At 72.5% G+C, this 21,076-nt stretch carries 19 protein-coding genes and 2 riboswitches; of the genes, 10 read left to right on the top strand and 9 right to left on the bottom strand.

Annotated elements, in window-relative coordinates; translation table 11 throughout:
* Positions 1–86: 86 nt before the first annotated feature.
* Positions 87–1,418, top strand: a complete 1,332-nt coding sequence (locus tag ACWEO5_RS15215; RefSeq protein ID WP_452162830.1) for an Ig-like domain-containing protein — start codon at positions 87–89, stop codon at positions 1,416–1,418.
* 216 nt (positions 1,419–1,634) lie between these two features.
* Here ACWEO5_RS15215 and ACWEO5_RS15220 read toward each other — a convergent pair whose 3' ends face one another.
* From ACWEO5_RS15220 to ctaE, 5 genes are all read right to left on the bottom strand, one after another.
* Positions 1,635–2,000 carry a GntR family transcriptional regulator gene (locus ACWEO5_RS15220; protein ID WP_452162831.1) on the bottom strand — a complete coding sequence of 122 codons (366 nt, stop codon included), beginning with the start codon at positions 1,998–2,000 and terminating at the stop codon, positions 1,635–1,637.
* Between the two features lie 104 nt (positions 2,001–2,104).
* Positions 2,105–3,766 (bottom strand): cytochrome bc1 complex cytochrome b subunit, encoded by a 1,662-nt coding sequence (gene qcrB, locus ACWEO5_RS15225; RefSeq protein WP_344554730.1) that lies wholly within the window; start codon positions 3,764–3,766, stop codon positions 2,105–2,107.
* Entirely contained in the window at positions 3,763–4,818 is a 1,056-nt protein-coding gene (gene qcrA, locus ACWEO5_RS15230) for a cytochrome bc1 complex Rieske iron-sulfur subunit (RefSeq protein ID WP_452162832.1), read from the bottom strand. Before qcrA ends, qcrB begins: the two co-directional genes overlap by 4 nt.
* 8 nt (positions 4,819–4,826) lie before the next feature.
* Entirely contained in the window at positions 4,827–5,648 is an 822-nt protein-coding gene (gene qcrC, locus ACWEO5_RS15235) for a cytochrome bc1 complex diheme cytochrome c subunit (RefSeq protein ID WP_452162833.1), read from the bottom strand.
* Between the two features lie 91 nt (positions 5,649–5,739).
* Positions 5,740–6,360 carry an aa3-type cytochrome oxidase subunit III gene (gene ctaE / locus ACWEO5_RS15240; protein WP_030460978.1) on the bottom strand — a complete coding sequence of 207 codons (621 nt, stop codon included), beginning with the start codon at positions 6,358–6,360 and terminating at the stop codon, positions 5,740–5,742.
* Between the two features lie 305 nt (positions 6,361–6,665).
* On the opposite strand from ctaE, the gene ACWEO5_RS15245 reads away from it, so the two are divergent.
* The 3 genes from ACWEO5_RS15245 (at position 6,666) to ACWEO5_RS15255 (ending at position 10,150) form a co-directional block, all read left to right on the top strand.
* Complete coding sequence (locus ACWEO5_RS15245) at positions 6,666–7,091, top strand: response regulator (protein WP_344554727.1); 426 nt, start codon at positions 6,666–6,668, stop codon at positions 7,089–7,091.
* A gap of 143 nt (positions 7,092–7,234) precedes the next feature.
* Complete coding sequence (gene trpD / locus ACWEO5_RS15250) at positions 7,235–8,308, top strand: anthranilate phosphoribosyltransferase (protein WP_452162834.1); 1,074 nt, start codon at positions 7,235–7,237, stop codon at positions 8,306–8,308.
* Positions 8,309–8,622: 314 nt separating this feature from the next.
* A riboswitch (SAM riboswitch) is annotated at positions 8,623–8,740 on the top strand.
* A 48-nt stretch (positions 8,741–8,788) separates the two neighbouring features.
* Positions 8,789–10,150 (top strand): aminotransferase class V-fold PLP-dependent enzyme, encoded by a 1,362-nt coding sequence (locus tag ACWEO5_RS15255; protein ID WP_452162835.1) that lies wholly within the window; start codon positions 8,789–8,791, stop codon positions 10,148–10,150.
* 15 nt (positions 10,151–10,165) lie between these two features.
* Here ACWEO5_RS15255 and ACWEO5_RS15260 read toward each other — a convergent pair whose 3' ends face one another.
* Both ACWEO5_RS15260 and ACWEO5_RS15265 read right to left on the bottom strand, forming a co-directional pair.
* Positions 10,166–10,447, bottom strand: a complete 282-nt coding sequence (locus tag ACWEO5_RS15260) for an Lrp/AsnC ligand binding domain-containing protein (RefSeq protein WP_176187285.1) — start codon at positions 10,445–10,447, stop codon at positions 10,166–10,168.
* The gene (locus tag ACWEO5_RS15265; RefSeq protein ID WP_452162836.1) at positions 10,444–11,247 is read right to left on the bottom strand and encodes a rhomboid family intramembrane serine protease; all 804 of its coding nucleotides are present in this window, start codon (positions 11,245–11,247) and stop codon (positions 10,444–10,446) included. Before ACWEO5_RS15265 ends, ACWEO5_RS15260 begins: the two co-directional genes overlap by 4 nt.
* Before the next feature lie 149 nt (positions 11,248–11,396).
* Here ACWEO5_RS15265 and ACWEO5_RS15270 point away from each other — a divergent pair, with 149 nt between their 5' ends.
* From ACWEO5_RS15270 to ACWEO5_RS15295, 6 genes are all read left to right on the top strand, one after another.
* Entirely contained in the window at positions 11,397–11,663 is a 267-nt protein-coding gene (locus ACWEO5_RS15270) for a hypothetical protein (RefSeq protein ID WP_123556374.1), read from the top strand.
* 180 nt (positions 11,664–11,843) lie between these two features.
* Positions 11,844–13,229, top strand: coding sequence for an NYN domain-containing protein (locus ACWEO5_RS15275; protein WP_452162837.1), 1,386 nt, complete (start codon positions 11,844–11,846; stop codon positions 13,227–13,229).
* A gap of 199 nt (positions 13,230–13,428) precedes the next feature.
* The gene (locus ACWEO5_RS15280; protein ID WP_452162838.1) at positions 13,429–14,466 is read left to right on the top strand and encodes an NlpC/P60 family protein; all 1,038 of its coding nucleotides are present in this window, start codon (positions 13,429–13,431) and stop codon (positions 14,464–14,466) included.
* Between the two features lie 362 nt (positions 14,467–14,828).
* Positions 14,829–14,984: riboswitch (cyclic di-AMP (ydaO/yuaA leader) on the top strand.
* A 10-nt stretch (positions 14,985–14,994) separates the two neighbouring features.
* Positions 14,995–16,089: an NlpC/P60 family protein gene (locus tag ACWEO5_RS15285; protein WP_452162839.1), complete on the top strand. Its 1,095-nt coding sequence runs from the start codon at positions 14,995–14,997 to the stop codon at positions 16,087–16,089.
* Between the two features lie 208 nt (positions 16,090–16,297).
* On the top strand, positions 16,298–17,359 hold the full coding sequence (locus tag ACWEO5_RS15290) for an NlpC/P60 family protein (RefSeq protein ID WP_452162840.1): 1,062 nt from the start codon (positions 16,298–16,300) through the stop codon (positions 17,357–17,359).
* Between the two features lie 215 nt (positions 17,360–17,574).
* Positions 17,575–18,648 (top strand): hypothetical protein, encoded by a 1,074-nt coding sequence (locus ACWEO5_RS15295; protein WP_452162841.1) that lies wholly within the window; start codon positions 17,575–17,577, stop codon positions 18,646–18,648.
* An 8-nt stretch (positions 18,649–18,656) separates the two neighbouring features.
* Here the strand turns inward: ACWEO5_RS15295 and ACWEO5_RS15300 are convergent, their stop codons facing one another.
* Positions 18,657–19,562 carry a carbohydrate kinase family protein gene (locus ACWEO5_RS15300; RefSeq protein WP_452162842.1) on the bottom strand — a complete coding sequence of 302 codons (906 nt, stop codon included), beginning with the start codon at positions 19,560–19,562 and terminating at the stop codon, positions 18,657–18,659.
* Positions 19,563–19,641: 79 nt separating this feature from the next.
* The gene (locus ACWEO5_RS15305; protein WP_452162843.1) at positions 19,642–21,000 is read right to left on the bottom strand and encodes a glycosyltransferase 87 family protein; all 1,359 of its coding nucleotides are present in this window, start codon (positions 20,998–21,000) and stop codon (positions 19,642–19,644) included.
* Between the last annotated feature and the right edge of the window lie 76 nt (positions 21,001–21,076).

The following is a 21,076-nucleotide window of genomic DNA, read 5'->3' on the forward strand; positions in this document are numbered from 1 at the left end:
TCGTCCCCCGCCCGGGTTACCCGGAGTGCCGACCGGGTGACGCCTTCCTACGCTCTGAGGCAGGTTCACACCCCTGGGAGGTTCCGTTGAAGGGCTCTCGGATAGCCGGCTCCACCCGCACCGCGCTGGCCGCCATGTTGGTCCTGGCCCCGGCCGCGGCCTGTTCCGCCGACGGCGGTTCGCAGGAGAAGGAAACGTCCCGTCAGATCGACGTGACCCCGCTGGTGCACACCTCGGCCGCCGGGCAGAAGGCCGACCCGGCGAAGGCGTTCAGCGTCACCGCGGACGGCAGCACCAAGCTCGCCGCCGTCACCGTCACCGGCCCCGACGGGAAGCCGGTGGCCGGTCAGCTCGCCGCCGACCAGCAGCACTGGCAGACCACCGACCCGCTCCGGGCCGGGGCCGCGTACACCGTCAAGGTCGCGGCCGAGGACGGCAAGGGCGGCCACGGCGAGACCGATTCCAGCTTCACCACCGCCGACGCGCAGCACGTCGTCACCGCCGAACTCGGCCCCGACAGCTCGGGCAGCGGCGTCTACGGCGTCGGCCAGCCGCTCACCGTCAAGCTCTCCGAGGCGGTCACCGACCCGGCGGCCCGGCAGCAGATCGAACGCGGACTCACCGTCACCTCGCAGCCCGCCGTCACCGGCGCCTGGTACTGGGTCGACGACGAGAACCTGCACTTCCGGCCGCAGGACTACTGGCCCGCCAACACCACCGTCAAGCTCGCCTACGCCCTGCCCGGCATCCGGATATCCGACGACGTCTACGGCGGCGAGGAGCAGAGCCTCGCGCTGCGGACCGGCGACCGGATCGAGGCACTGGTCGACGCGGGCACCGACCAGCTGACCTACAAGCGCAACGGCGAGGTGGTGAAGACCATCCCGGTCACCACCGGCAAGCCCGGCTTCGACACCCGCAACGGCGTCAAGGTGGTGCTGGGCCAGGAGTCGGACGTCCGGATGAGCAGCGAGACGATCGGGATCGCGGCGGGCAGCAGCGAGTCCTACGACCTGGACGTGAAGTGGGCGACCCGGGTCACCTGGAGCGGCGAGTACGTCCACGCCGCGCCGTGGTCGGTGTGGGCGCAGGGCAAGGAGAACGTCAGCCACGGCTGCACCGGGATGAGCACCGACGAGGCGAAGTGGTTCTTCGACAACACCCGGGTCGGTGACATCGTGCAGGTGGTCAACAGCAAGGGCCACGAGATGGAGCCGTTCGGCAACGGGTTCGGCGACTGGAACGTGAGCTTCGACGAGTACGTGAAGCACAGCGCGCTGGGCAAGCCGGTCAGTACGGCGGCCCCCGAGGACGGGGTGAACGCGACCCCGGGCCCGTCGGCGAGTCCGTCGGCCGGCGCGAGCGCGAGCACCGGCGCGGATGCCTCGGCGCCGGCGGTGCGGGTCGCGGACCGGTGACGTGCGGCGAGGTCCGCCCGGGGAGCCAGGAGCTCCGGCCGGGCGGACCTGACCGTCCTCGCGGAGAACCCGCTGACCGTGCCGGACACCGAACTGGCGGGCGTGCCGGTGCTGTGGACGGTCTCGGGCGACGAGGTCACGCACCGGGCGGTGTGAGGGGCGCGCACGGACGGGAGCGGCCGGTCCCCGGTGGGGGAGCGGCCGCTCCGACGCGTGTCAGCGGTGGGCCACGTCGAGCGCGGTGACGACGGCGGCCAGGGCCTCGTCCCGGCTGAGGCCGAGGCGGGCGGTGCGGGCCGCGTACTCGGCGGCGGCGGTGGCGGCCAGCCGGTGGGCGGTGTCGCCAGTGGGGGCGACGGTGGTGCCGGCCCTGCCGTGGGTCTCGACCACGCCGTCGGACTCCAGCTCGCGGTAGGCGCGGGCCACCGTGTTCGCGGCGAGGCCCAGCTGCTCGGCGAGGGCGCGGACGGTGGGGAGCTTCAGGCCGACCGGGAGTTCACCCGTACGGGCCAGGGAGGCGACCTGCGAGCGGATCTGCTCGTAGGGCGGGGTCGGGGACTGGGCGTCGATCACCAGGTGCACCCGGCCAACATAACAGGGCGCCGGGCCGGAACCGTCCCGGTATGCCAGAACCCCCACCGGCCGGAGCCGATGGGGGTTCTGACGTGGCGTGACAGCTACACGGATCAGTGGTGGCCGTGGCCGCTGGTGATCTCGTGGTACTCCTCGGAGGTGGGCTTGGCGATCTGGTTGCCCTCGCCGTAGAAGCCCTCGGAGAGCTTCACCCGGGTCTTGGTGATCACGCCGGCCTTGCGGGCCACACCGTTCTCGTCCGTCTCGGCGGGCAGCTCCAGCGGCTGGGGCTGCTCGTGGGCGGTGAGGGTGTGCAGGTCCTTCTGCGCCAGCGGGGTGTGGACCTCGACGAACTCACCGTGCGGCAGGCGCTTGATGATGCCGGACTCGCGCCCGTGCAGCACCTTGTCCTTGTCGCGGCGCTGGAGGCCGAGGCACCAGCGCTTGGTGACGATGAAGGTGAGGACCGGCACCACGAAGAAGCCGACGCGGACCGCGTAGGTGATCGTGTTGATCGACATGTGCAGGTGGGTGGCGAACAGGTCGTTGCCACCGCCGACCAGCAGGACCAGGTACAGCGCGATCCAGGCCGCGCCGAACGCGGTGCGGACCGGGGCGTTGCGCGGGCGGTCCAGGATGTGGTGCTCGCGCTTGTCGCCGGTGACCCAGGACTCGATGAACGGCCACACCGCGATGGCGACCAGGACCAGCGGGAAGATCATCAGCGGGATGAACACGCCCAGGTTCAGCGTGTGGCCGCCCCAGACGGAGACCTCCCAGCCCGGCATGAAGCGGATCAGGCCCTCGGCGAAGCCCATGTACCAGTCGGGCTGGGCGTCGGTGGAGACCTGGTCCGGACGGTACGGGCCGTACGCCCAGACCGGGTTGATCGTGGCGACCGCGGACATCACCGCGATGATGCCGAAGACCAGGAAGAAGAAGCCGCCGGCCTTCGCCATGTAGACCGGCATCAGCGGCATGCCGACGACGTTCTTCTCGGTCTTGCCCGGGCCCGCCCACTGGGTGTGCTTGTGGTAGAAGACCAGGATCAGGTGCGCCACCAGCAGGCCCAGCATGATGCCCGGGATGAGCAGCACGTGGATGGTGAAGAAGCGCGGGATGATGTCGGTGCCCGGGAACTCGCCGCCGAACAGGAACATCTGGATGTAGGTGCCGACGATCGGCACCGCCAGGATCGCGCCCTCCATGAAGCGGATGCCGGTGCCCGACAGCAGGTCGTCCGGCAGCGAGTAGCCGAAGAAGCCGTCGAAGAAGCCCAGGCACAGCAGCAGGAAGCCGAACAGCCAGTTGATCTCGCGCGGCTTGCGGAACGCGCCGGTGAAGAAGACGCGCATCATGTGGACGAACATCGCGGCCACGAAGACCAGCGCGGCCCAGTGGTGGATCTGGCGGATCAGCAGACCGCCGCGGATCTCGAAGCTGATGTTCACCGTGGAGGCGTACGCCTCCGACATCTTGATGCCGTTCAGCGGCAGGTAGGAACCGTGGTAGACGGTCTCCGCCATGCTCGGCTTGAAGAACAGCGTCAGGTACACACCCGTGAGGATGATGATGATGAAGCTGTAGAGGCAGATCTCACCGAGCATGAAGGACCAGTGGTCCGGGAAGATCTTGCGCAGGTTGGCCTTGGCCAGGGAGTAGATCCCCAGCCGGCCGTCGACCCAGTCGGCGGCCGCCTCCGCCTTGTTGGCGGGCTTGGCACGGGTGCTGGCCGGCTTGGGGGCACTGTTCTTGGTGCCGCTTGCGGAACTCATCGCGGACGCTCCCAGTAGCTCGGGCCGACGGGCTCGTCGAAGTCGCCGGTGGCGATCAGGTAGCCCTGCTCATCGGTGGTGATCTTCAGCTGCGGCAGCGGGTGGCCGGCCGGGCCGAAGATGACGCGAGCGCCGTCCGCCAGGTCGAAGGTCGACTGGTGGCAGGGGCAGAGCGCGTGGTGGGTCTGCTGCTCGTACAGCGAGATCGGGCAGCCGACGTGGGTGCAGATCTTCGAGTAGGCGAGGATGCCCTCGAAGCCCTTCTCCCGGGACTCGCTGTCCTTGATGTCCTCCGGAGCGATCCGGACGATCATCAGCGCGTCCTTGGCGATCTGCTGCTGGAAGTCCTCGGCGGACTCCTCCAGGCCCTCGGGCTTGGCGAACGTCAGCGAGCCCTGGACGATGTCCTCGGGCTTCATCGGCTCGTTGGTGTTCATGTTGACGAGCTTGATCGGCTGGCTCGCCGTCGCGTCGACCCAGCCGGTGTGCAGCAGCTTCTTGCCCGGCAGCGAGCCGAGGTCGCGCAGCAGCACCACGCCGGCCAGCGGCACCAGGGCCATCGAGCCGATCAGCGTGTTGCGGATCATCTTGCGGCGGCCGAAGCCGGACTCCGCGGCACCCGTCTTGAACTGCTCGATGACGTCGTTGCGGACGTCGTCGTCGGCCTCGATCGCGTGGCGCTCGGCCGGCAGCTCGTGGTCCGACATCAGGGTGCGGGCCCAGTGGACCGCGCCCGCGCCGATGCAGAACAGCGCGAGGCCGAGGGTCGTGCCCAGGGCGAAGTTCAGCGCGCTGACGTGGCCCAGCGGGAAGATGTAGACCAGCTTGTCGGCGTCGATCGCCGCGTAGGACGCGATGAAGCCGATCGTCGCCAGCATCGAGACCACGAACAGCAGCGACACCTGGCGCTCGGCCCGCTTGGCGGCCCGCTCGTCGATGTCGGTCCGACGCGGTTCGTGGGCCGGCAGGCCCGGGTCGGCGAACGGGTCGTCGTGGGAGACGACGTCCGTGCCGTGGGAGGCGCCGTGCGCCTCCGGCAGGTTCTCTGACATGTCGTGGCTCATGACTTCTTGGCCTTGGTGGTGTGGGCGGCGACCCAGATCGCGATGGCGATCAGCGTGCCGAGACCGAAGATCCAGCCGAACAGGCCCTCGGTCACCGGACCGAGGCTGCCCAGGGCGAGACCACCCGGGTTGGGCTCGTCGTTCGTGTGGCGGACGAACGCCACGATCTCGCGCTTCTGCTCCTCCGGCATGGTGGTGTCGGGGAAGGAGGGCATGTTCTGCGGGCCGGTCTGCATGGCCTCGTAGATGTGCTTCGCGTCCACGCCTTCGAGGGACGGGGCGTACTTGCCGTTGGTCAGCGCACCGCCCTTGCCGGCGAAGTTGTGGCACTGGGCGCAGTTGGTGCGGAACAGCTCGCCACCCTTGGCGACCTGCTCGGCGTTGGTGACGGCGTCGGTGGACGGCTCGTACTGCTCCTTGCCCGGGACGACCGGGCCGGGGCCGAGCGAGGCCACGTAGGCGGCCAGCTGGTCGATCTCGGCCTGCGAGTAGATGTTCTTCTTGCGCGGGACCTGGGCGCCCGGCTGCTGGGCCGGCATGCGGCCGGTGCCGACCTGGAAGTCGACCGCGGCCGAGCCGACGCCGACCAGCGACGGGCCGTCGGAGGTGCCCTGGCCGTTCAGGCCGTGGCAGGAGGAGCAGCCGACGGCGAAGAGCTTCTTGCCCTCGTCGATGGCGAGCGACTGCGCGGAGCTGTCGGCCTGCGCCTTCCCGGCGGGCGCGAAAGCGGCGTACAGCCCCCCGGTGGCCGCCAGGGCGAGAAGTAGGACGACGACCGCCGCCAGTGGGTGGCGCCGTCGTGCGGAGAGCTTTTTCACGGAATAACCCCGGTGTCAGGATCTGGTCGGCAGCAGCCTGCCCCCGACTCCCACGCGTCGAGGTGACGCCGGGTCAGGGGCGGGGCGGCTGTTACTTGATCAGGTAGATGGTCGCGAACAGGCCGATCCACACGACGTCGACGAAGTGCCAGTAGTACGACACCACGATCGCCGCGGTTGCCTGCTCGTGGGTGAACCGCCGCGCCGCGTAGGTCCGTCCGAGGACCAGCAGGAAGGCGATCAGACCACCCGTCACGTGGAGTCCGTGGAAGCCGGTGGTCAGGTAGAACACCGTGCCGTACGGGTCGGAGGACAGCGAGAGGCCGTCCTTCTTGACCAGCTCGGTGTACTCGAAGATCTGGCCGCCGATGAAGATGGCGCCCATCACGAAGGTGATCGTGAACCACGAGCGCAGCTTCTTCACGTCACCGCGCTCGGCGGCGAACACGCCGAGCTGGCAGGTGAGCGAGGAGAGCACCAGGATCGTGGTGTTGACCGAGGAGAACGGCACGTTGAGGGCATGGGCCTTCTCGTGCCAGAACTCGGCACCCTTGACCGAGCGGAGGGTGAAGTACATCGCGAACAGGGCCGCGAAGAACATCAGCTCCGAGCTCAGCCAGACAATGGTTCCGACGCTGACCAGGTTCGGCCTGTTGACCGCTCCGTGCGCGTGTCCGGTTTCTGTTGCTGTTGCTGTCGCCACGACGGACATTATGTCGGTCCCTTATTCCGTCTTCACGTCGGGGGGTCTCCCTCGGAGTGTCCGGTGCGTGAGGTATGCCCGCCTCGCGCACCGCCCGTTTTCTGACGGTTGTTCGGAGCGGGTGAGCGCACTGCGCCGGTGGAGTGAGTCCAGGGCGCGGCGGCTTGAGCGAGATCGCGTCGGGGTCTCCGCAGGACGGGCGCGCGGGAGTAGCATCCGTCCCAGGACGTGGTCCGGGTCACACTGGGCCGTTCGGTCGGGGCCGCCCGGCGTGGGCACACATATAAGAGGACGAGCACCAGGAAGCAGGGGCCATGGCGCAGCACTCCGACGAGACGCTCACCGTTCTCGTCTACAGCGACGACCGCAACACCCGTGAGCAGGTGACCCTCGCCCTCGGCAGGCGGCCCGCCGCGGACGTCCCCGCCCTCGACTACCTGGAGTGCGCCACCGCCCCCGCGGTGCTGCGCGCCCTGGAGAAGGGCGGCGTCGACCTCTGCGTGCTGGACGGCGAGGCCGCCCCCGTCGGCGGGCTCGGCCTGACCCGGCAGTTGAAGGACGAGATCTACGGCTGCCCGCCGGTCCTGGTCGTGATCGGCCGCCCGCAGGACTCCTGGCTCGCCGCCTGGAGCCGGGCCGACGCGGCCATCTCGCACCCCGTCGACCCGGTCGCGCTGGCCGACGCCGCGACCGCCCTGCTGCGGGCCCGGCTCGCCCGGCGGGCGCCCGCCGGGCGCTGACCCGGCGGCGGGTCGTCCCACCACCGCGTCTCAACTGGAGAGAAGGGGACGGCAACCCCGGGCGGCCGTCCCCGCTCGCTCGATAGGCTGACGTCCATTCCTCTGGGATCCCTCCGGGACGACGACGAGAGCTGGAGTCAGCCATGGTGAACGCGCACTCTGCGAACGGCGGTAGCGACCCCGCGCAGGTGGTCCGCACCTGGCCCGACCTGCTGAGCTCGCTGCTGGGGGGCGACGACCTCACGCAGGCCGACACCGCCTGGGCGATGGACCGGATCATGAGCGGCGAGGCCAGCCCCGTGCAGGTGGCCGGCTTCCTGATCGCCATGCGCGGCAAGGGCGAGACGGTCGAGGAGATCGCCGGCCTGGTCGAGGCGATGTACGCGCACGCCCTCCCGCTGGACATCCCCGGGCCGGCCGTCGACATCGTCGGCACCGGCGGCGACCGGGCCAAGACCGTCAACATCTCCACCATGTCCGCGGTGGTCGCGGCCGCGGCCGGCGCCAAGGTCGTCAAGCACGGCAACCGGGCCTCCTCCTCCGCCTCCGGCTCCTCGGACGTGCTCGGGCGGCTCGGCGTCAACCTGGACCTCTCCGCGGAGCGGGTCGCGGCGACGGCCGAGGAGGTCGGCCTGACCTTCTGCTTCGCCGCCAAGTTCCACCCCTCGATGCGGCACACCGCCCAGGCGCGCGCCGAGTTGGCCGTCCCCACGGTCTTCAACATCCTCGGCCCGCTCACCAACCCGGCGAAGGTCACCTCGCACGCCGTCGGCTGCTTCGACACCCGGCTGGCCGGGCTGATCGCCGGCGTGCTGGCCCGGCGCGGCGCGCAGGGCCTGGTCTTCCGCGGCGACGACGGGCTCGACGAGCTGACCGTCACCACCACCTCCCACGTCTGGGTGATCCGCGGCGGCGAGGTGACGGAGACCGCGTTCGACCCGCGGGACGTCGGGATCGACCTGGTCGGCATCGAGGCGCTGCGCGGCGCGGACCCCGAGTACAACGCGGACGTCGCCCGCCGGGTGCTGAACGGCGAGCGCGGGCCGGTGCGGGACGCCGTCCTGCTCAACAGCGCGGCCGCGCTGGTCGCGCTGGAGCTGGGCGAGGCGCCGCTCACCGAGCAGATCGCGGCGGCGATGGTGCGGACGGCGGCGGCGATCGACTCCGGGGCGGCGGGGGCGCTGCTGAAGCGCTGGGCGGAGGCGACCCAAGCCTGACGGGCACCGCCAGGGGCTCACGAGGGCACGCATCCAGGGGCTCGGGGAACGGCGAGGCCCGGTCTGCTGGCGGTGCACTGCCGGAGCGCGCGTCTGCTTCGGGTTCTGTTCACTGCACGCAGCAGCACGGACACTTCGGTGGGCTCCGGCCGTCAGCAGCATCGACCCGCCGTTCCCCGGGCCCCTGTCGGGGCCCATGCGCAGCACCGACCCGCCGTTCCCCGGGCCCCTGTCGGGGCCCATGCGCGTGCCGAAGCGTCTCGGTATGCGGACGGGTGTTGAGACGGGGTGGGTGTCGTGTACTGTCTTCGCCAGGTCATGAGTGACAGCGCAAAGCCCCAGCTGGCTGTCCGGCAACCCTCCGTCCGTGGCGGGGTGCCCTGGGTGAGGACCGGGCTGCGCGGCGACAGGTCCGCGTGGCAAGCGCGGACTTCCGGTGCGGCTGCCTCCGGGGTCCTTACCCCGTGGAGGAGTGCACCCATGTCTGTGACCACCGAGATCTGCGAGCCGCTGGCGGTACTGGGCGCGGACGTCGAGGTTCCGCTGGCCTCCGGCGAGAAGGTCGGGTACGCGGCGCTGGACTACGCGGCGAGCGCCCCGGCGCTGAAGCGGGTGTGGGACGACGTCGCGGCGTACGCGCCGTACTACGGGTCGGTGCACCGCGGGGCCGGCTACCTGTCGCAGCTGTCGACCGACCTGTTCGAGCAGAGCCGGCGGACCGTCGCGGAGTTCCTGGACCTGCGGGACGGGGACCAGGTGGTGTTCACCCGGGCGACCACCGACTCGCTGAACCTGCTCGCGGGGGCGGTCCCGGCCGGGACCGAGGTGTTCGCGTTCGAGACCGAGCACCACGCCTCGCTGCTGCCGTGGCGGAGCGAGGGCCTGGCGGTGCGTTACCTGCGGGCGCCGCGTTCGCACGCCGAGGCGGTGGCGGCGCTGGAGGAGGCGCTGCTGGGCGCGTCCGAGGGGCCGAAGCTGTTCTGCGTGACCGGGGCGTCGAACGTCACCGGCGAGCTGTGGCCGGTGAAGGAGCTGACCGAGGTCGCGCACCGGTACGGCGCCCGGGTGGTGCTGGACGCGGCCCAGCTGGCGCCCCACCACCGGGTCTCGGTGCGGGAGTTGGGCGTCGACTGGGTGGCGTTCTCCGGGCACAAGCTGTACGCGCCGTTCGGCGCCGGCGTGCTGGCGGGCCGCTCCGACTGGCTGGACGCGGCGGAGCCGTACCTGGCCGGCGGCGGGGCCAGCCGGACGGTGGCCCGGGAGCTGGACGGCTCGGTGGCGGTCGAGTGGCACACCGGCCCGGCGCGACACGAGGCCGGTTCGCCGAACGTGATCGGCGCGTACGCGATCGCCTCGGCCTGCCGGGCGCTGGACGAGGCGGGCTTCGAGGAGCTGGAGGCCCGGGAGCGGGCGCTGGTGGCGAAGCTGACCGAGGGCCTGGCGGGGATCCCCGAGGTGCGGGTGCTCAACCTGTTCGGCGAGGGCTCCGACCGGGTCGGCGTGGTCTCGTTCGTGGTGCGCGGCTGGAACAGCTCGCACTTCTCGGCCGCGCTGTCCGCCGAGTACGGCATCGGCGTCCGGGACGGCCTGTTCTGCGCGCACCCGCTGGTGCGCACCCTGCTGGGCGGGGAGGAGGCGGCCCCCAGTGAGTGCGGGGCGCCGGAGTCCTCGCTGCCCGGCGAGCGCAGCCTGAACGCGATCCGGGTCAGCTTCGGCGCCGGGACCCCGGTCGAGCACCTGGACCGGTTCCTGACCGCCGTGCGCGAGCTGGTCAGCGACGGCGCGAAGTGGAGCTACCGCAACGAGGGCGGCCGCTGCGTCGTCGACACCCAGCAGCACTGAGGCGCCGCCGGGGGCTCAGCCGTCCAGGCCGAGCGAGAACGCGGCCTCCAGGTCGTGCTGGGAGTAGGTGCGGAAGGCGATGTGGGTCTCGGTGTTGGTGACGCCCGGGACCTTGTTGAGGCGGCCGGGGATGACCTCGGCCAGGTCCTCGTGGCCCCGGACCCGGACCATCGCGACCAGGTCGTAGGTGCCGGTGACGGAGTAGACCTCGCTGACGCCCTCGATGGCGGCGATCGCCTCGGCGATCTCGGGGATCCGGTCGACGTCGGTGTTGATGAGGACGATCGCGGTGATCACTGAGCAACTCCTGTTCGAGAAGGTGCGCCCAGGGTATCGCCCGCCGGACGGGCGGCCCAGGCGAACAACCAGCCCGTCACGAAGCCGATCACGTGCACCAGGTACGCCACCCCGTCGCCGCCGGAGGTGACCGACCAGAACTGCAGGACGAACCACAGGCCGAGCACCAGCCAGGCCGGGAGGCGCAGCGGCAGGAACAGCAGCAGCGGCACCAGCGCGGTCACCCGACCCCTCGGGTACAGCCGCAGGTACGCGCCCAGCACCCCCGCGATCGCGCCGGACGCGCCGACCAGCGCCCGCACCGCGTCCGGGGTGCCCGACTCGGCCAGCGCGTAGCCGTAGGTGGCCAGCACGCCGATCGCCAGGTAGCCGGTCAGGAAGCGGACCCGGCCCAGCCGGGCCTCCACCGCCGGGCCGAAGACGAACAGGAACAGCAGGTTGCCGATCAGGTGCAGCCAGCCCGCGTGGACGAACAGCGCGGTCAGCGCCGACAGTTCGGGGATCTTGCCGGGGGTGGCCGGCAGCACGCAGCCGGGCGCCGCCGGGGGGAGCGCCGACAGCTGGGCCGCCGTCAGCGGGTGCCCGCCGAGCAGCTCGGCCGGGACCGCGCCCCAGCGGTGCTCGTAGCGCTGCTCGGCGCAGGCGCGCGCGTCGCCGCTGCCGTACAGCGGGTTGAGGCCGGCCGGACCGGCCAGCATGACCAGTGCGGCCAGCGCGATCAGCAGGTACGTGGCGACCGGGGTGCGGACGGCCCGCTCGGCCGCCGGCGAACCGGCCCGGGCGGGGGCGGAGAGCACCATGCCGGTCAGCATTCCTCGGGGGCGCACCCGCGACACCGGGCGCTGCTCCGGCCGGGTGAGCGTCCGGGCTGTGGACCGGTGATCCGCCCGTCCGGCGGCAGGCAATAGGCTGGAGGCCCGGAACCGGGACCAGCCGAGAGGGACCACTGATGAGCATTGCCGCGCCGACCGCCGAGACCCGCTGGCGCTGCACCCTGTGCGGCAACCTGACCCGCTTCGACGTCACCCGTTCGTCCCGGGTGACCGATTTCCTGCACTTCGACCTCTCCGGCGAGTCCAAGGTCGAGGAGACCCAGGTGCTGTCCGAGACCATCGAGTCGGTGCGCTGCCGCTGGTGCAACGCCGTCGACCAGGTCGAGCTGGTGGCCCGGCCGGGCGCCGAGGAGCCCGCGGAGGGCGACGCCCAGCAGGGCTGACACCGCACCCACCGCCCCGCGTTCCCGTCCGCCCCGGACGGGGGCGCGGGGCGGACTCGTCGGCGGGGTGCTGTCGGTGCGGCACGGTAGACGGGACAATTGGCAGCAGCGGCGGACACCAACGCCCCGCCCGGCACCCGCCGGGAGGGCCCGCCCGGACCAGGATCGGAGCCGAGGACAGTGGCGGAGGCAGCGAACGCGCCCGCGGGCCCGGACGGGACCGCGCCCGCCCCGGCCCCGGAGCCGCACGGCGGCACGGAGACGGCCGGGCGCCCCCTGCCGGAGGGCGTGCGCCGGCGGGTGGTCGGCATCGCCTCGGACGCGCTCGGCGGCATCGCGGCGGGCGAACTGCCCGCCTCGCTGCGCCCGTACGCCAAGTTCACCCCCGCCCGGCGGGCCAAGTACGCGGCGACCGCGCTGGCCGCCGCGCTGGAGTCGGACCCGGCGTTCCGGGTCCGGATAGCCGAGCGGCTGCGGCTGGGCCAGCCCGACCTGGTGCAGGCGCTGGAGGCGGGCACCGTCCCGGCCGCCGCCGACCCGATGGACGTGGCGGCCGCCGCCTACCTGGTGCGCCCGGCCGGCTGGACCAGGCTGGTGGAGGAGGCCGGCGAGCAGGCCGAGCGGGTCGACGCCGAGGGCGCCGTCGCCGAGGCGGCCCGGCTGGCCGAGAAGCTCCAGGAGGAGCTGGCGGAGGCCAGGTCGGCCGCCCGCGGCGAGCTGGAGCGGCACCGGGCCGAGGCCGAGGGGGTGCGCAAGGAGGCGGAGTCGCTGCGCAAGAAGGTCCGCTCGCTGGAGGCGGACACCCGCCGGGCGCAGGCCGAGAGCCGCCGGCTGGCCGGGGAGCTGGAGGCGGCCAGGGCCGCCGCGGCCGCCGAGCGCAGCACCGCCGAGAGCGAGGCCCGGCGGCTGCGGCACCGGGTCGCCGAACTGGAGGCCGCGGTGGAGAGCGGGCGGCGCAGCGTCCGCGAGGGCCGCAGCGTGGAGGACATGCGGCTGCGCCTGCTGCTGGACACCGTGCTGCAGTCCGCCCAGGGCCTGCAGCGGGAGCTGGCGCTGCCGGTGACGGCGCTGCGCCCGGCCGACCTGGTGGAGGCGGTGGAGCCCGGTTCGGCCTCGCCGCACGACGTGGCCCGGCGCGGCCTGGCCGAGGACGACCCGGCGCTGCTGGACCAGCTGCTGGCCATCCCGCAGGTCCACCTCGTGGTGGACGGCTACAACGTGACCAAGACCGGCTACCCCCAACTGCCGTTGGAGCAGCAGCGGATGAGACTGCTGGGCGGGCTGGCGATGCTGGCCCAGCGGACCCAGGCCGAGGTGACCTGCGTGTTCGACGGCCAGGACCTCGACGTGCCGGTGATCATGGCCCCGCCGCGCGGCGTCCGGGTGCGGTTCAGCCGGACCGGGGAGACCGCGGACGAGCTGATCCGCCGGCTGGTGCGGGCCGAGCCGCAGGGACGGCCGGTGGTGGTGGTCTCCGCCGACCGGGAGGTGGCGGACGGGGTGCGCAAGGCGGGTGCCCGGCCGGTGGCCTCGGTGCTGCTGCTGAACCGGCTCGCGCGCAGCTGAAGAGGCGCAGCTGAGACGGGGTCAGGGGACCTCAGGGCGACCGGAGTGTGACGGTCCGGTGAAGGGGGGCGGGTGCCCGGGGCCGGAAGCCCCCCGGGAGTGGACGCGGGGGTGGGGACTTCACTAGGGTCTGGCGTCAAACCTATATTCCGGACCATCACTCTTTGGGGTGAGTCCAGCAGGAAGAAGGAGCACCCCCTTGGCCTCCCACCGCCGTCCCAAGCAGCCGAGCCGTGCGCGGATCTCCGTGTTCACCGCCGCCGCCGCGACCGCGGTCGCCCTGACGGCCCAGGCCAGCGCGCACGCCGCCCCGGCCCAGCCGAACAAGGACGAGGTCAAGGCGCAGGTCGACAAGCTGCTGGAGGAGCAGGAGCAGGCGGCCGAGAAGTACAACGGCGCCAAGGAGCGGGCCGACCAGTTGCGCAAGCAGGCCAGCGACCTGCAGGACCAGGTGGCCCGCGGCCAGGAGCAGTTGACCGAGCTGGCCTCCGGGCTCGCGGCGGTGGCCGGGGACCAGTACCGGCAGGGCGGTGTCGACCCGTCGATGCAGCTGATGCTCTCCGCCGACCCGGACCAGTACCTGACCAAGGCGTCCTCCTTCGACCAGGCCGCCAGCACCCAGGCCGAGACGCTCAAGTCCCTCAAGGACCAGCAGCGCCGCCTGGACCAGCAGAAGCAGGAGGCCGCGGCCGTCCTGCACGAGCTGGACACCCAGACCCAGGCGCTCAACGACGCCAAGAACGACGTGAACAGCAAGCTCGCCGAGGCGCAGAAGCTGCTCTCCAGGCTGAACGCCGCGGACCGGGCCGCGATCCTCCAGGGCAGCGGCGGCACCGCCTCGCGCAGCGCCTCCCGGGTCGACCCGTCCACCCTGCCGCAGGCCAGCGGCTACGCGGCGACCGCGGTGTCGGCCGCGCTCGGCAAGCAGGGCTCGCCGTACGTCTGGGGCGCCACCGGTGCGAGCACCTTCGACTGCTCGGGCCTGATGGTGTGGGCGTACAAGCAGGCCGGCGTCTCGCTGCCGCGCACCTCGCAGTCGCAGGGCAGCTACGGCGTGAACGTGGGCACCGACTGGCACAACGCGCAGCCCGGCGACCTGGTCATCTACTACAGCGACCGGCACCACGTCGGCATGTACATCGGCAACGGCCTGGTGGTGCACGCCCCGCGCACCGGTGACGTGGTGAAGACGATGAAGGTCGACACCCTGCCGATCTCCACCATCCGCCGGGTCTGACGGTCCGAAAAATCGGACAAACGCCCCACCGGGCGACAACTGACGCATCGTGACACGCCCGGACGGGTCGAGATCCCCCTGTGATCCGCGACACGTCCGGGCGAGGCATTTCCCGACCGTATCGTGAGAATTATTACGCTCTGTGTAAGTAATCGATCACGTTCGGTCAGATTCATTGCGGTATTTGATTCAGAATCAGATTTTTTTCCGACAAGGATTTGAACGGATCACGGATCGGTTACTAGGGTCGTGCTTCGACCACCGCAGAGTCGATCGCCCAAGGGGGGCGGCGGCGGGGGTCGCCGCCGAGTCCGTGACGCAGCGGGCAGACCGTCAACACCGGGTCTGCTGACGGGGATACCCCTACGGGGGTGCTGTCGAACGGAGCCGGGGAACCACGTTCCCCCGGGGTGAATCGGCGCCGGGACGGCCGCGTGCGGTCGGTGAGGCGTCGTAGGGCACATCTCTTCCGGCCCGAACCCGTCAGCTCACCCGGTAGGCGGTGTGAGGAAGAAGGAGTCCGCCTTCGTGGCGTCCCATCGCCGTCCCAAGCCCGTCGGCCGTGCCCGGGTCTCGATTCTCACTGCCACCGCCGCCGCTGCCGTGGCGCTGTCCGCCCAGGGCGGTGCGCACGCCGACCCCGCGCCCACCAAGGACCAGGTCAAGCAGCAGGTCGACCAGCTCAACGAGCAGGCCGAGGTCAAGACGGAGGCGCTCAACGCCTCCGTCGAGAAGCAGCAGGAGCTGCAGAAGCAGGTCGGCCAGCTCCAGGACCAGCTCGCCCGGCAGCAGGAGCAGGTGACCACCGCGCAGGAGGGCCTGGCGGGCATCGCCGCCGAGCAGTACCGCAGCGGCAGCATGCCGCAGACCATGCAGCTGATGCTCTCCAGCAGTCCGGACTCGTTCCTCGGGGAGGCCGGCACGCTGAACGCGGTCGGCTCCACCCAGGCGGACCTGCTGAAGACCTTCAAGTCCGAGCAGGCCAAGCTCGACGCCCAGCGCAAGGAGGCCGAGTCCAAGCTCGCCGAGCTGGACACCACCACCAAGGCCCTGCAGGCCGACAAGGACGACGTCAAGGCGAAGCTGGCCAAGGCCCAGGAGCTGCTCAACACGCTGACCCAGCAGGAGCGCGACCAGCTCGCCGCCGCCGAGGCGAAGGCCGCCGCGGATGCCAAGGCGAAGGCCGACGCCGCGCAGCGCGCCTCCCGCGACGCCGACCAGCACGCCTCCCGCGACACCGTCCGGGTGGAGCTGAACGCCCCGGCGTCCTCCAGCTTCTCGGGCAACGCGGTCGGCGCGGCGGTCTCCAAGCTCGGCAGCTGGTACTCCTACGGCGCGGCCGGTCCGAGCACCTTCGACTGCTCCGGCCTGATGCAGTGGGCCTACAAGCAGGCCGGCGTGTCGATCCCGCGCACCTCGCAGGCGCAGGCCGGGGCCGGGACCAACCTGGGCACCGACATCGCCAACGCCCGCCCGGGCGACCTGATCATCTACTACAGCGACCAGCACCACGTCGGCATGTACGTCGGCAATGGGCAGATCGTCCACGCCCCGCACACCGGCGCGCAGGTCCGCTACGAGTCGGCGACGGTCATGCCGATCAACCGGATCGTCCGGATCTGACGGTCCGGCACGGCCTCCGGCCCGGTACCCCGCAGGGGGTGCCGGGCCGTTCTCGTCCTGGTGTCCGATTCGCGGTCAAATATTCGTGCCTGTCGGGGTTTGGACTGGATCGATCCGACTCGCTAACCTCTGCCCCCGGGCCCCCGCGAGGACGGCCGTCCGACGGCGGACGGCGGCGGAGGCCGGCCGCAGAACGGAGCCGTCGCACGTGTCCGTGCACCGTCGCACCCCGCTGCCCGGCGTCCAGCGCCTGGCCCGCGCCCTGGCGCTCACCGCCGCCGCCACCGGCGCGCTCGGGCTGACCGTCGGCGGGGCCGCCGCCGCCCCGCTCACCCCGGCCGAGCCGGTGAGCCGCGGCGAGGTCAAGGCCCAGGTCGACCAGCTCTACGAGGAGGCCGAGCAGGCGTCCGAGAAGTACAACGCCGCCCAGGAGCGGCAGCAGCGGCTCCAGGCCGAGGCCGGCGGCCTGCAGGACCAGGTCGCCGCCGGACAGGAGGAGCTGAACCGGATGCGCGGCGACCTGGCCGCCGTCGCCGCCGACCAGTACCGGTCCCAGGGCGTGGACCCCACCGTCCGGCTGATGCTCGACCAGGACCCCTCCGGCTACCTGACCGGCGCCCGCTCACTCGAACAGGCCGCCTCCCGGCAGGCCGAGAGCCTGCGCGAGCTCGCCGAGCGGCAGCGCCGGCTGGAGGAGCGGCGGCACGAGGCCGGCGCCAAGCTCGCCGAACTGGAGCAGGCCCGGCGGCAGCTGTCCGCCGCCAAGGACGACGTCCGGCAGCGGCTGGCCAGGGCCCAGCAGCTGCTGAACGGCCTCGCCCCCGCCGAGCGGGCCAGGATGGCCGCCGACGACGCCCACGAGGCCCGGCAGCGCGCCACCCGCGGCACCGACCGGATCGACCTCGGCGACCAGCCGCCCTCCTCGGACCGCGCCGCCGTCGCGCTGGCCGCCGCGCTCTCCAAGATCGGCTCCCCGTACGTCTACGGATCCACCGGGCCGGGCACCTTCGACTGCTCCGGTCTGATGTACTGGTCGTGGCGGCAGGCCGGAGTGACCCTGCCGCGGACCTCGCAGGCGCAGGCTTCGGCCGGCCGGCGGGTGAGCCTCGCCGAAGCCCGGCCCGGAGACCTGGTGATCTTCTACAGCGACAGGCACCACGTCGGCATGTACGCCGGCGGGGGCGTCGTCGTGCACGCGCCCTACCCCGGCGCCCGGGTCCGGTACGAGAGCGTGAACGCGATGCCGGTCAACACGGTGGTGCGGGTCTGAGCCTCGTCGACGAACCCCTGGTCACCGACCTGCCGCCGGCCCCCGGGCCGCCGCCGCGGGCCGGTGCCCCGCTGTCCCGGCGCGCCGCCCTGCTGCTGGCCGCCGCCGCGGCCACCCAGCTGTCGCTGCCCCGGGCGCTGCCCGGCCCGCCGCGGCCGGCCGCCGCCGAGTACCCGGGTCGGCCGCCGTCCGGGCTGCGGGAGGCCGCCGTCCAGGTGCTGTCGCTGCGCGGCCGGGCCGTCGCCGAGCGGGACGCCGACGCGCTGCTGGCGCTGTCCGCGCGGGGCGCCGAGGAGGCCGACCGGGACCTGCTGACCCGCACCGCCGGGCTGCGCTTCACCGCGTACGGGCTGCGGCTGACCTCGTTCACCGAGCCGCCGGCCGGGGCGGACCGGTTCACCGTCGGCGCCGAGTTGGCCTACCGGCTGACCGGGGTGGACGACTACCCGGCGCTGCTGGAGCGGCAGCTGGAGCTGGTGCGGGAGGAGGGCGGCTGGCGGGTGGCCCGGGAGACGCCGACCGGCGCGGCCGCGCCCTGGGACCTGGGCACCGTCCGGGCCGTGGAGGGCGCCCACAGCCTGGTGCTCGGCCTCGGCGAGGGCGCCGAGCTGGCCGCGCTGGCGGCGCTCGCCGACCGCGCGGTGCCCGCGGTGGAGGCCGTCTGGGGCCCGTCCGCTACCCGGCTGCTGCTCGAACTGCCGCTCACCGAGCAGCAGTTCGCCCGCCGGATGGACGTGTCCGCGGACGCCTACCAGGGCATAGCCGCGGTCACCCTGGCGGTCGGCGGCGCCCCCGTGCACACCCCCGCCGACCGGATCGTGGTCAACCCGGACGCCTACCGGCAGCTCAGCGACCTCGGCCGCCGGGTGGTGGTCACCCACGAGGCCACCCACGTCGCCACCCGGGCCGACACCAGGTCCTGGACGCCGCTGTGGCTCTCCGAGGGGGTCGCCGACTACACCGGCTACCTGGGCTCCGGGCGCACCGCCCGGCAGGTCGCCCCCGAACTGGTCAAGGACGTCCGGGCCGGGCGGGCCCCCGCCGCGCTGCCCGAGGACGCGGCGTTCACGGCCGGCGCGGAGGGCATCGCCCAGGCGTACGAGCAGGCCTGGATGGCCTGCGACCTGATCGCCCGCCGGTACGGGCAGGACCGGCTGGTGGCGTTCTACCGCGCCGTCGGGGCCGCCGGCGAGGGCGGCCTCGAACGCGCGATGAAGGCCCAACTCGGGCTCGGCCCGGTGGAGTTCACCAAGGCGTGGGCGGGCGAGGTGGCCAAACTCGGGAACTGACCCCGGGATCAGGCGGTGGTGAGCGCCCGCTCCAGGCCCGCCGCGTCCAGGAAGGCGGTGTGGGTGCCCGCGACGGTGCAGGTGTGCGCCCCGGCCACCGCGCCGGCCCGCATGCACTCCTCCACCGGGCGGCCCGCCAGCCGGTGGTGCAGGAAGCCGGAGACGAAGGCGTCGCCCGCGCCGTTGCTGTCCACCACCGGCGCGCCCGGGTCGACGACCGGGAAGTGCCGGGGCGCGGCGTCGCCGCGGGTCAGCAGGAAGGCGCCGTCCGCGCCCGCGGTGGCCACCACCAGTTCGGCCCGGCCCCGTTCCAGCACCGCGCGCATCACCGCCTCCGGGCGGTTCGCCAGGCCCGCCGCGGAGAGGAAGACCAGGTCCGAGCGGAGCGCGTAGTGCAGGTGGTGCTCGTCGGCGCCGTCCCAGGCGTGCAGGTCGGTGGAGCTGGTGCGGCCCAGCCGCTCGATGTCCGGGTACATGTCCCGGTTGACGTTGGTGATCGACAGGTGGACGTGCGCCGAGCGCTCCAGCAGCGGCAGCCAGAACTCGCGCGGCAGCCGGGCGTCCGCCGGGTGCCGGCCGTCGTAGAAGGAGAACCGCAGGCCGTCCCGGTCGACCAGGTTGACGCTGCGCGGGGTGCCGGCCGGGGCGGGCAGGTGGCTGAAGTCCAGGCCGCGGCGGGCGTACTCGGCGAGGATCAGGGCGCCCTGCGGGTCGTCGCCGAGGAAGTCGGCGAACTTGGTGCGCAGGCCGAGCGCCAGGCAGGCCAGCGCGACGCCGTTGCCGGTGTGCGCGGGGTAGTCCAGCACCGGGGGGACGCCGATCGAGTCGCGGCCCGGCGGGACCTCCAGCCGGTCCACCCGCACGATGGTGTCCACGCCGAGGCCGCCGACGATCAGGATGTCGTAGTCGATCATCCGGTGATGGTGGCAGCACCCCGCCCCGCTCTGCAAGGCTTTGCAGAAACTTGCAAGGGAGGGTGCGGGAGGGCGGCCGTCAGGCCCGGTCCACCGGGGTCAGGTCGTCCAGCAGGTCCTGCTCGTAGGCGATGCCCGGCCGCACCGGGTACTGCGGGGCGACCTGCTCGGCCGGCAGCACCACCGTGGTCAGCGCCTCGGCGCGCCGGGTGGAGCGCCACAGCCGGTACGCCGAGAGCACCGTGCACACCACCAGCAGCAGGTTGCGGGCGGTCAGCACCAGCACCCCGCCCAGCTGGCTATGGTTCACCGCGCCGAACATCACCGGGAACTCCACCGTGGTCAGCACCGACGCCACCAGGACCGGCACCGCCACCGGCCGCTGGCTGCTGCCCCGCACCGTCAGGCACACCGCGACCAGGCCGACCACCCAGATCATGTACTGCGGGGAGATCACCCGGCTGGTCGTGACGAAGATCAGCAGCGCGCACAGCGCCGCGTCGAAGGTGGTCGCCGACGTCCAGCGGGCCGCCCGCAGCCGCCACACCAGCAGCCAGCCGAAGCCCACCACCGACAGCCCGACCATCACCTTGGAGATCACCGGCACCCACGGCCCCAGGAACTCCGTCGAGCCGTAGTTCATCGTCACGGTGCCGTGCCAGGACCCGGCCAGCCGGGCGAAGTGCAGCGGCAGCGCGCCCACCGACTCGATCTCGATGCCGCGCTCCGACTGGAACTTCAGGAACTCGAACGCCCCGTTCATGCCCGCCGTCAGCAGGAAGCCCAGCGCGGCCGCGAACGCCAGCGCCGAGGTCCACACCCGCCGGGTCCGCCGCCCGCGCGGCGAACCGATCAGCGCCAGCAGCGGCCACACCTTCAGCAGCCCGCCCAGGCCCAGCAGCACCCCGCTCAGCGCCGGGCGCCGCAGCATCACCAGCAGGCCCGCGACGGCCAGCGCCGTCACGATGATGTCGTAGCGGCAGTACGCCGTCGGCCCGAGCAGCGGCACGCCCACCACCCAGTACCAGCCGCCCAGGTAGCTGCGGCCCTTGCGGACCCCGGCGCGCATCAGCAGCGCCATCGCGGCCGCGTCCACCACGCCGCAGATCACGAAGAACGACACCAGGTACGACCAGGGCAGCAGCCCCGGCGCCAGGATCACCAGCGCCGCGCCCGGCGGGTACTGCCAGGTCACGTCGTCCAGCGGGAAGGTGCCGGTGCGCAGCACCTCGTACCAGCTGTGGTAGATCACCGAGATGTCGGAACTGACGTCGCCGATCCTCAGGACGTTGACGACCATCAGGACGATCAGCGTCCGGGTCGCCACCCAGCCGGCCGCCAGCGCCCACAGCGGACGGCGGCTCGGCACGGCAACGGCAGGGGACGACGGAGCCACCTGCTCCGCGCCGCCGGCCTCCTCGGCCTGGGCTGACTCCACTGCGCTCCTTCGGGTCGTCGCGTGCGCGTCGGGACACCGGGCACGCCGGGTCCCCACCGGTTGCCTCACCGGTTAA

The organism is Kitasatospora sp. NPDC004272 (genome assembly GCF_053603035.1).

Excerpts from the sequence above, each read along its gene's own strand:
- trpD (WP_452162834.1), top strand. The coding sequence starts at position 7,235 with ATGGTGAACGCGCACTCTGCGAACGGCGGTAGCGACCCCGCGCAGGTG.
- ACWEO5_RS15270 (WP_123556374.1), top strand. The coding sequence starts at position 11,397 with ATGAGCATTGCCGCGCCGACCGCCGAGACCCGCTGGCGCTGCACCCTG.
- qcrA (WP_452162832.1), bottom strand. The coding sequence starts at position 4,818 with ATGTCAGAGAACCTGCCGGAGGCGCACGGCGCCTCCCACGGCACGGAC.
- qcrB (WP_344554730.1), bottom strand. The coding sequence starts at position 3,766 with ATGAGTTCCGCAAGCGGCACCAAGAACAGTGCCCCCAAGCCGGCCAGC.
- ctaE (WP_030460978.1), bottom strand. The coding sequence starts at position 6,360 with ATGTCCGTCGTGGCGACAGCAACAGCAACAGAAACCGGACACGCGCAC.
- ACWEO5_RS15245 (WP_344554727.1), top strand. The coding sequence starts at position 6,666 with ATGGCGCAGCACTCCGACGAGACGCTCACCGTTCTCGTCTACAGCGAC.
- ACWEO5_RS15300 (WP_452162842.1), bottom strand. The coding sequence starts at position 19,562 with ATGATCGACTACGACATCCTGATCGTCGGCGGCCTCGGCGTGGACACC.
- ACWEO5_RS15255 (WP_452162835.1), top strand. The coding sequence starts at position 8,789 with ATGTCTGTGACCACCGAGATCTGCGAGCCGCTGGCGGTACTGGGCGCG.
- ACWEO5_RS15265 (WP_452162836.1), bottom strand. The coding sequence starts at position 11,247 with ATGGTGCTCTCCGCCCCCGCCCGGGCCGGTTCGCCGGCGGCCGAGCGG.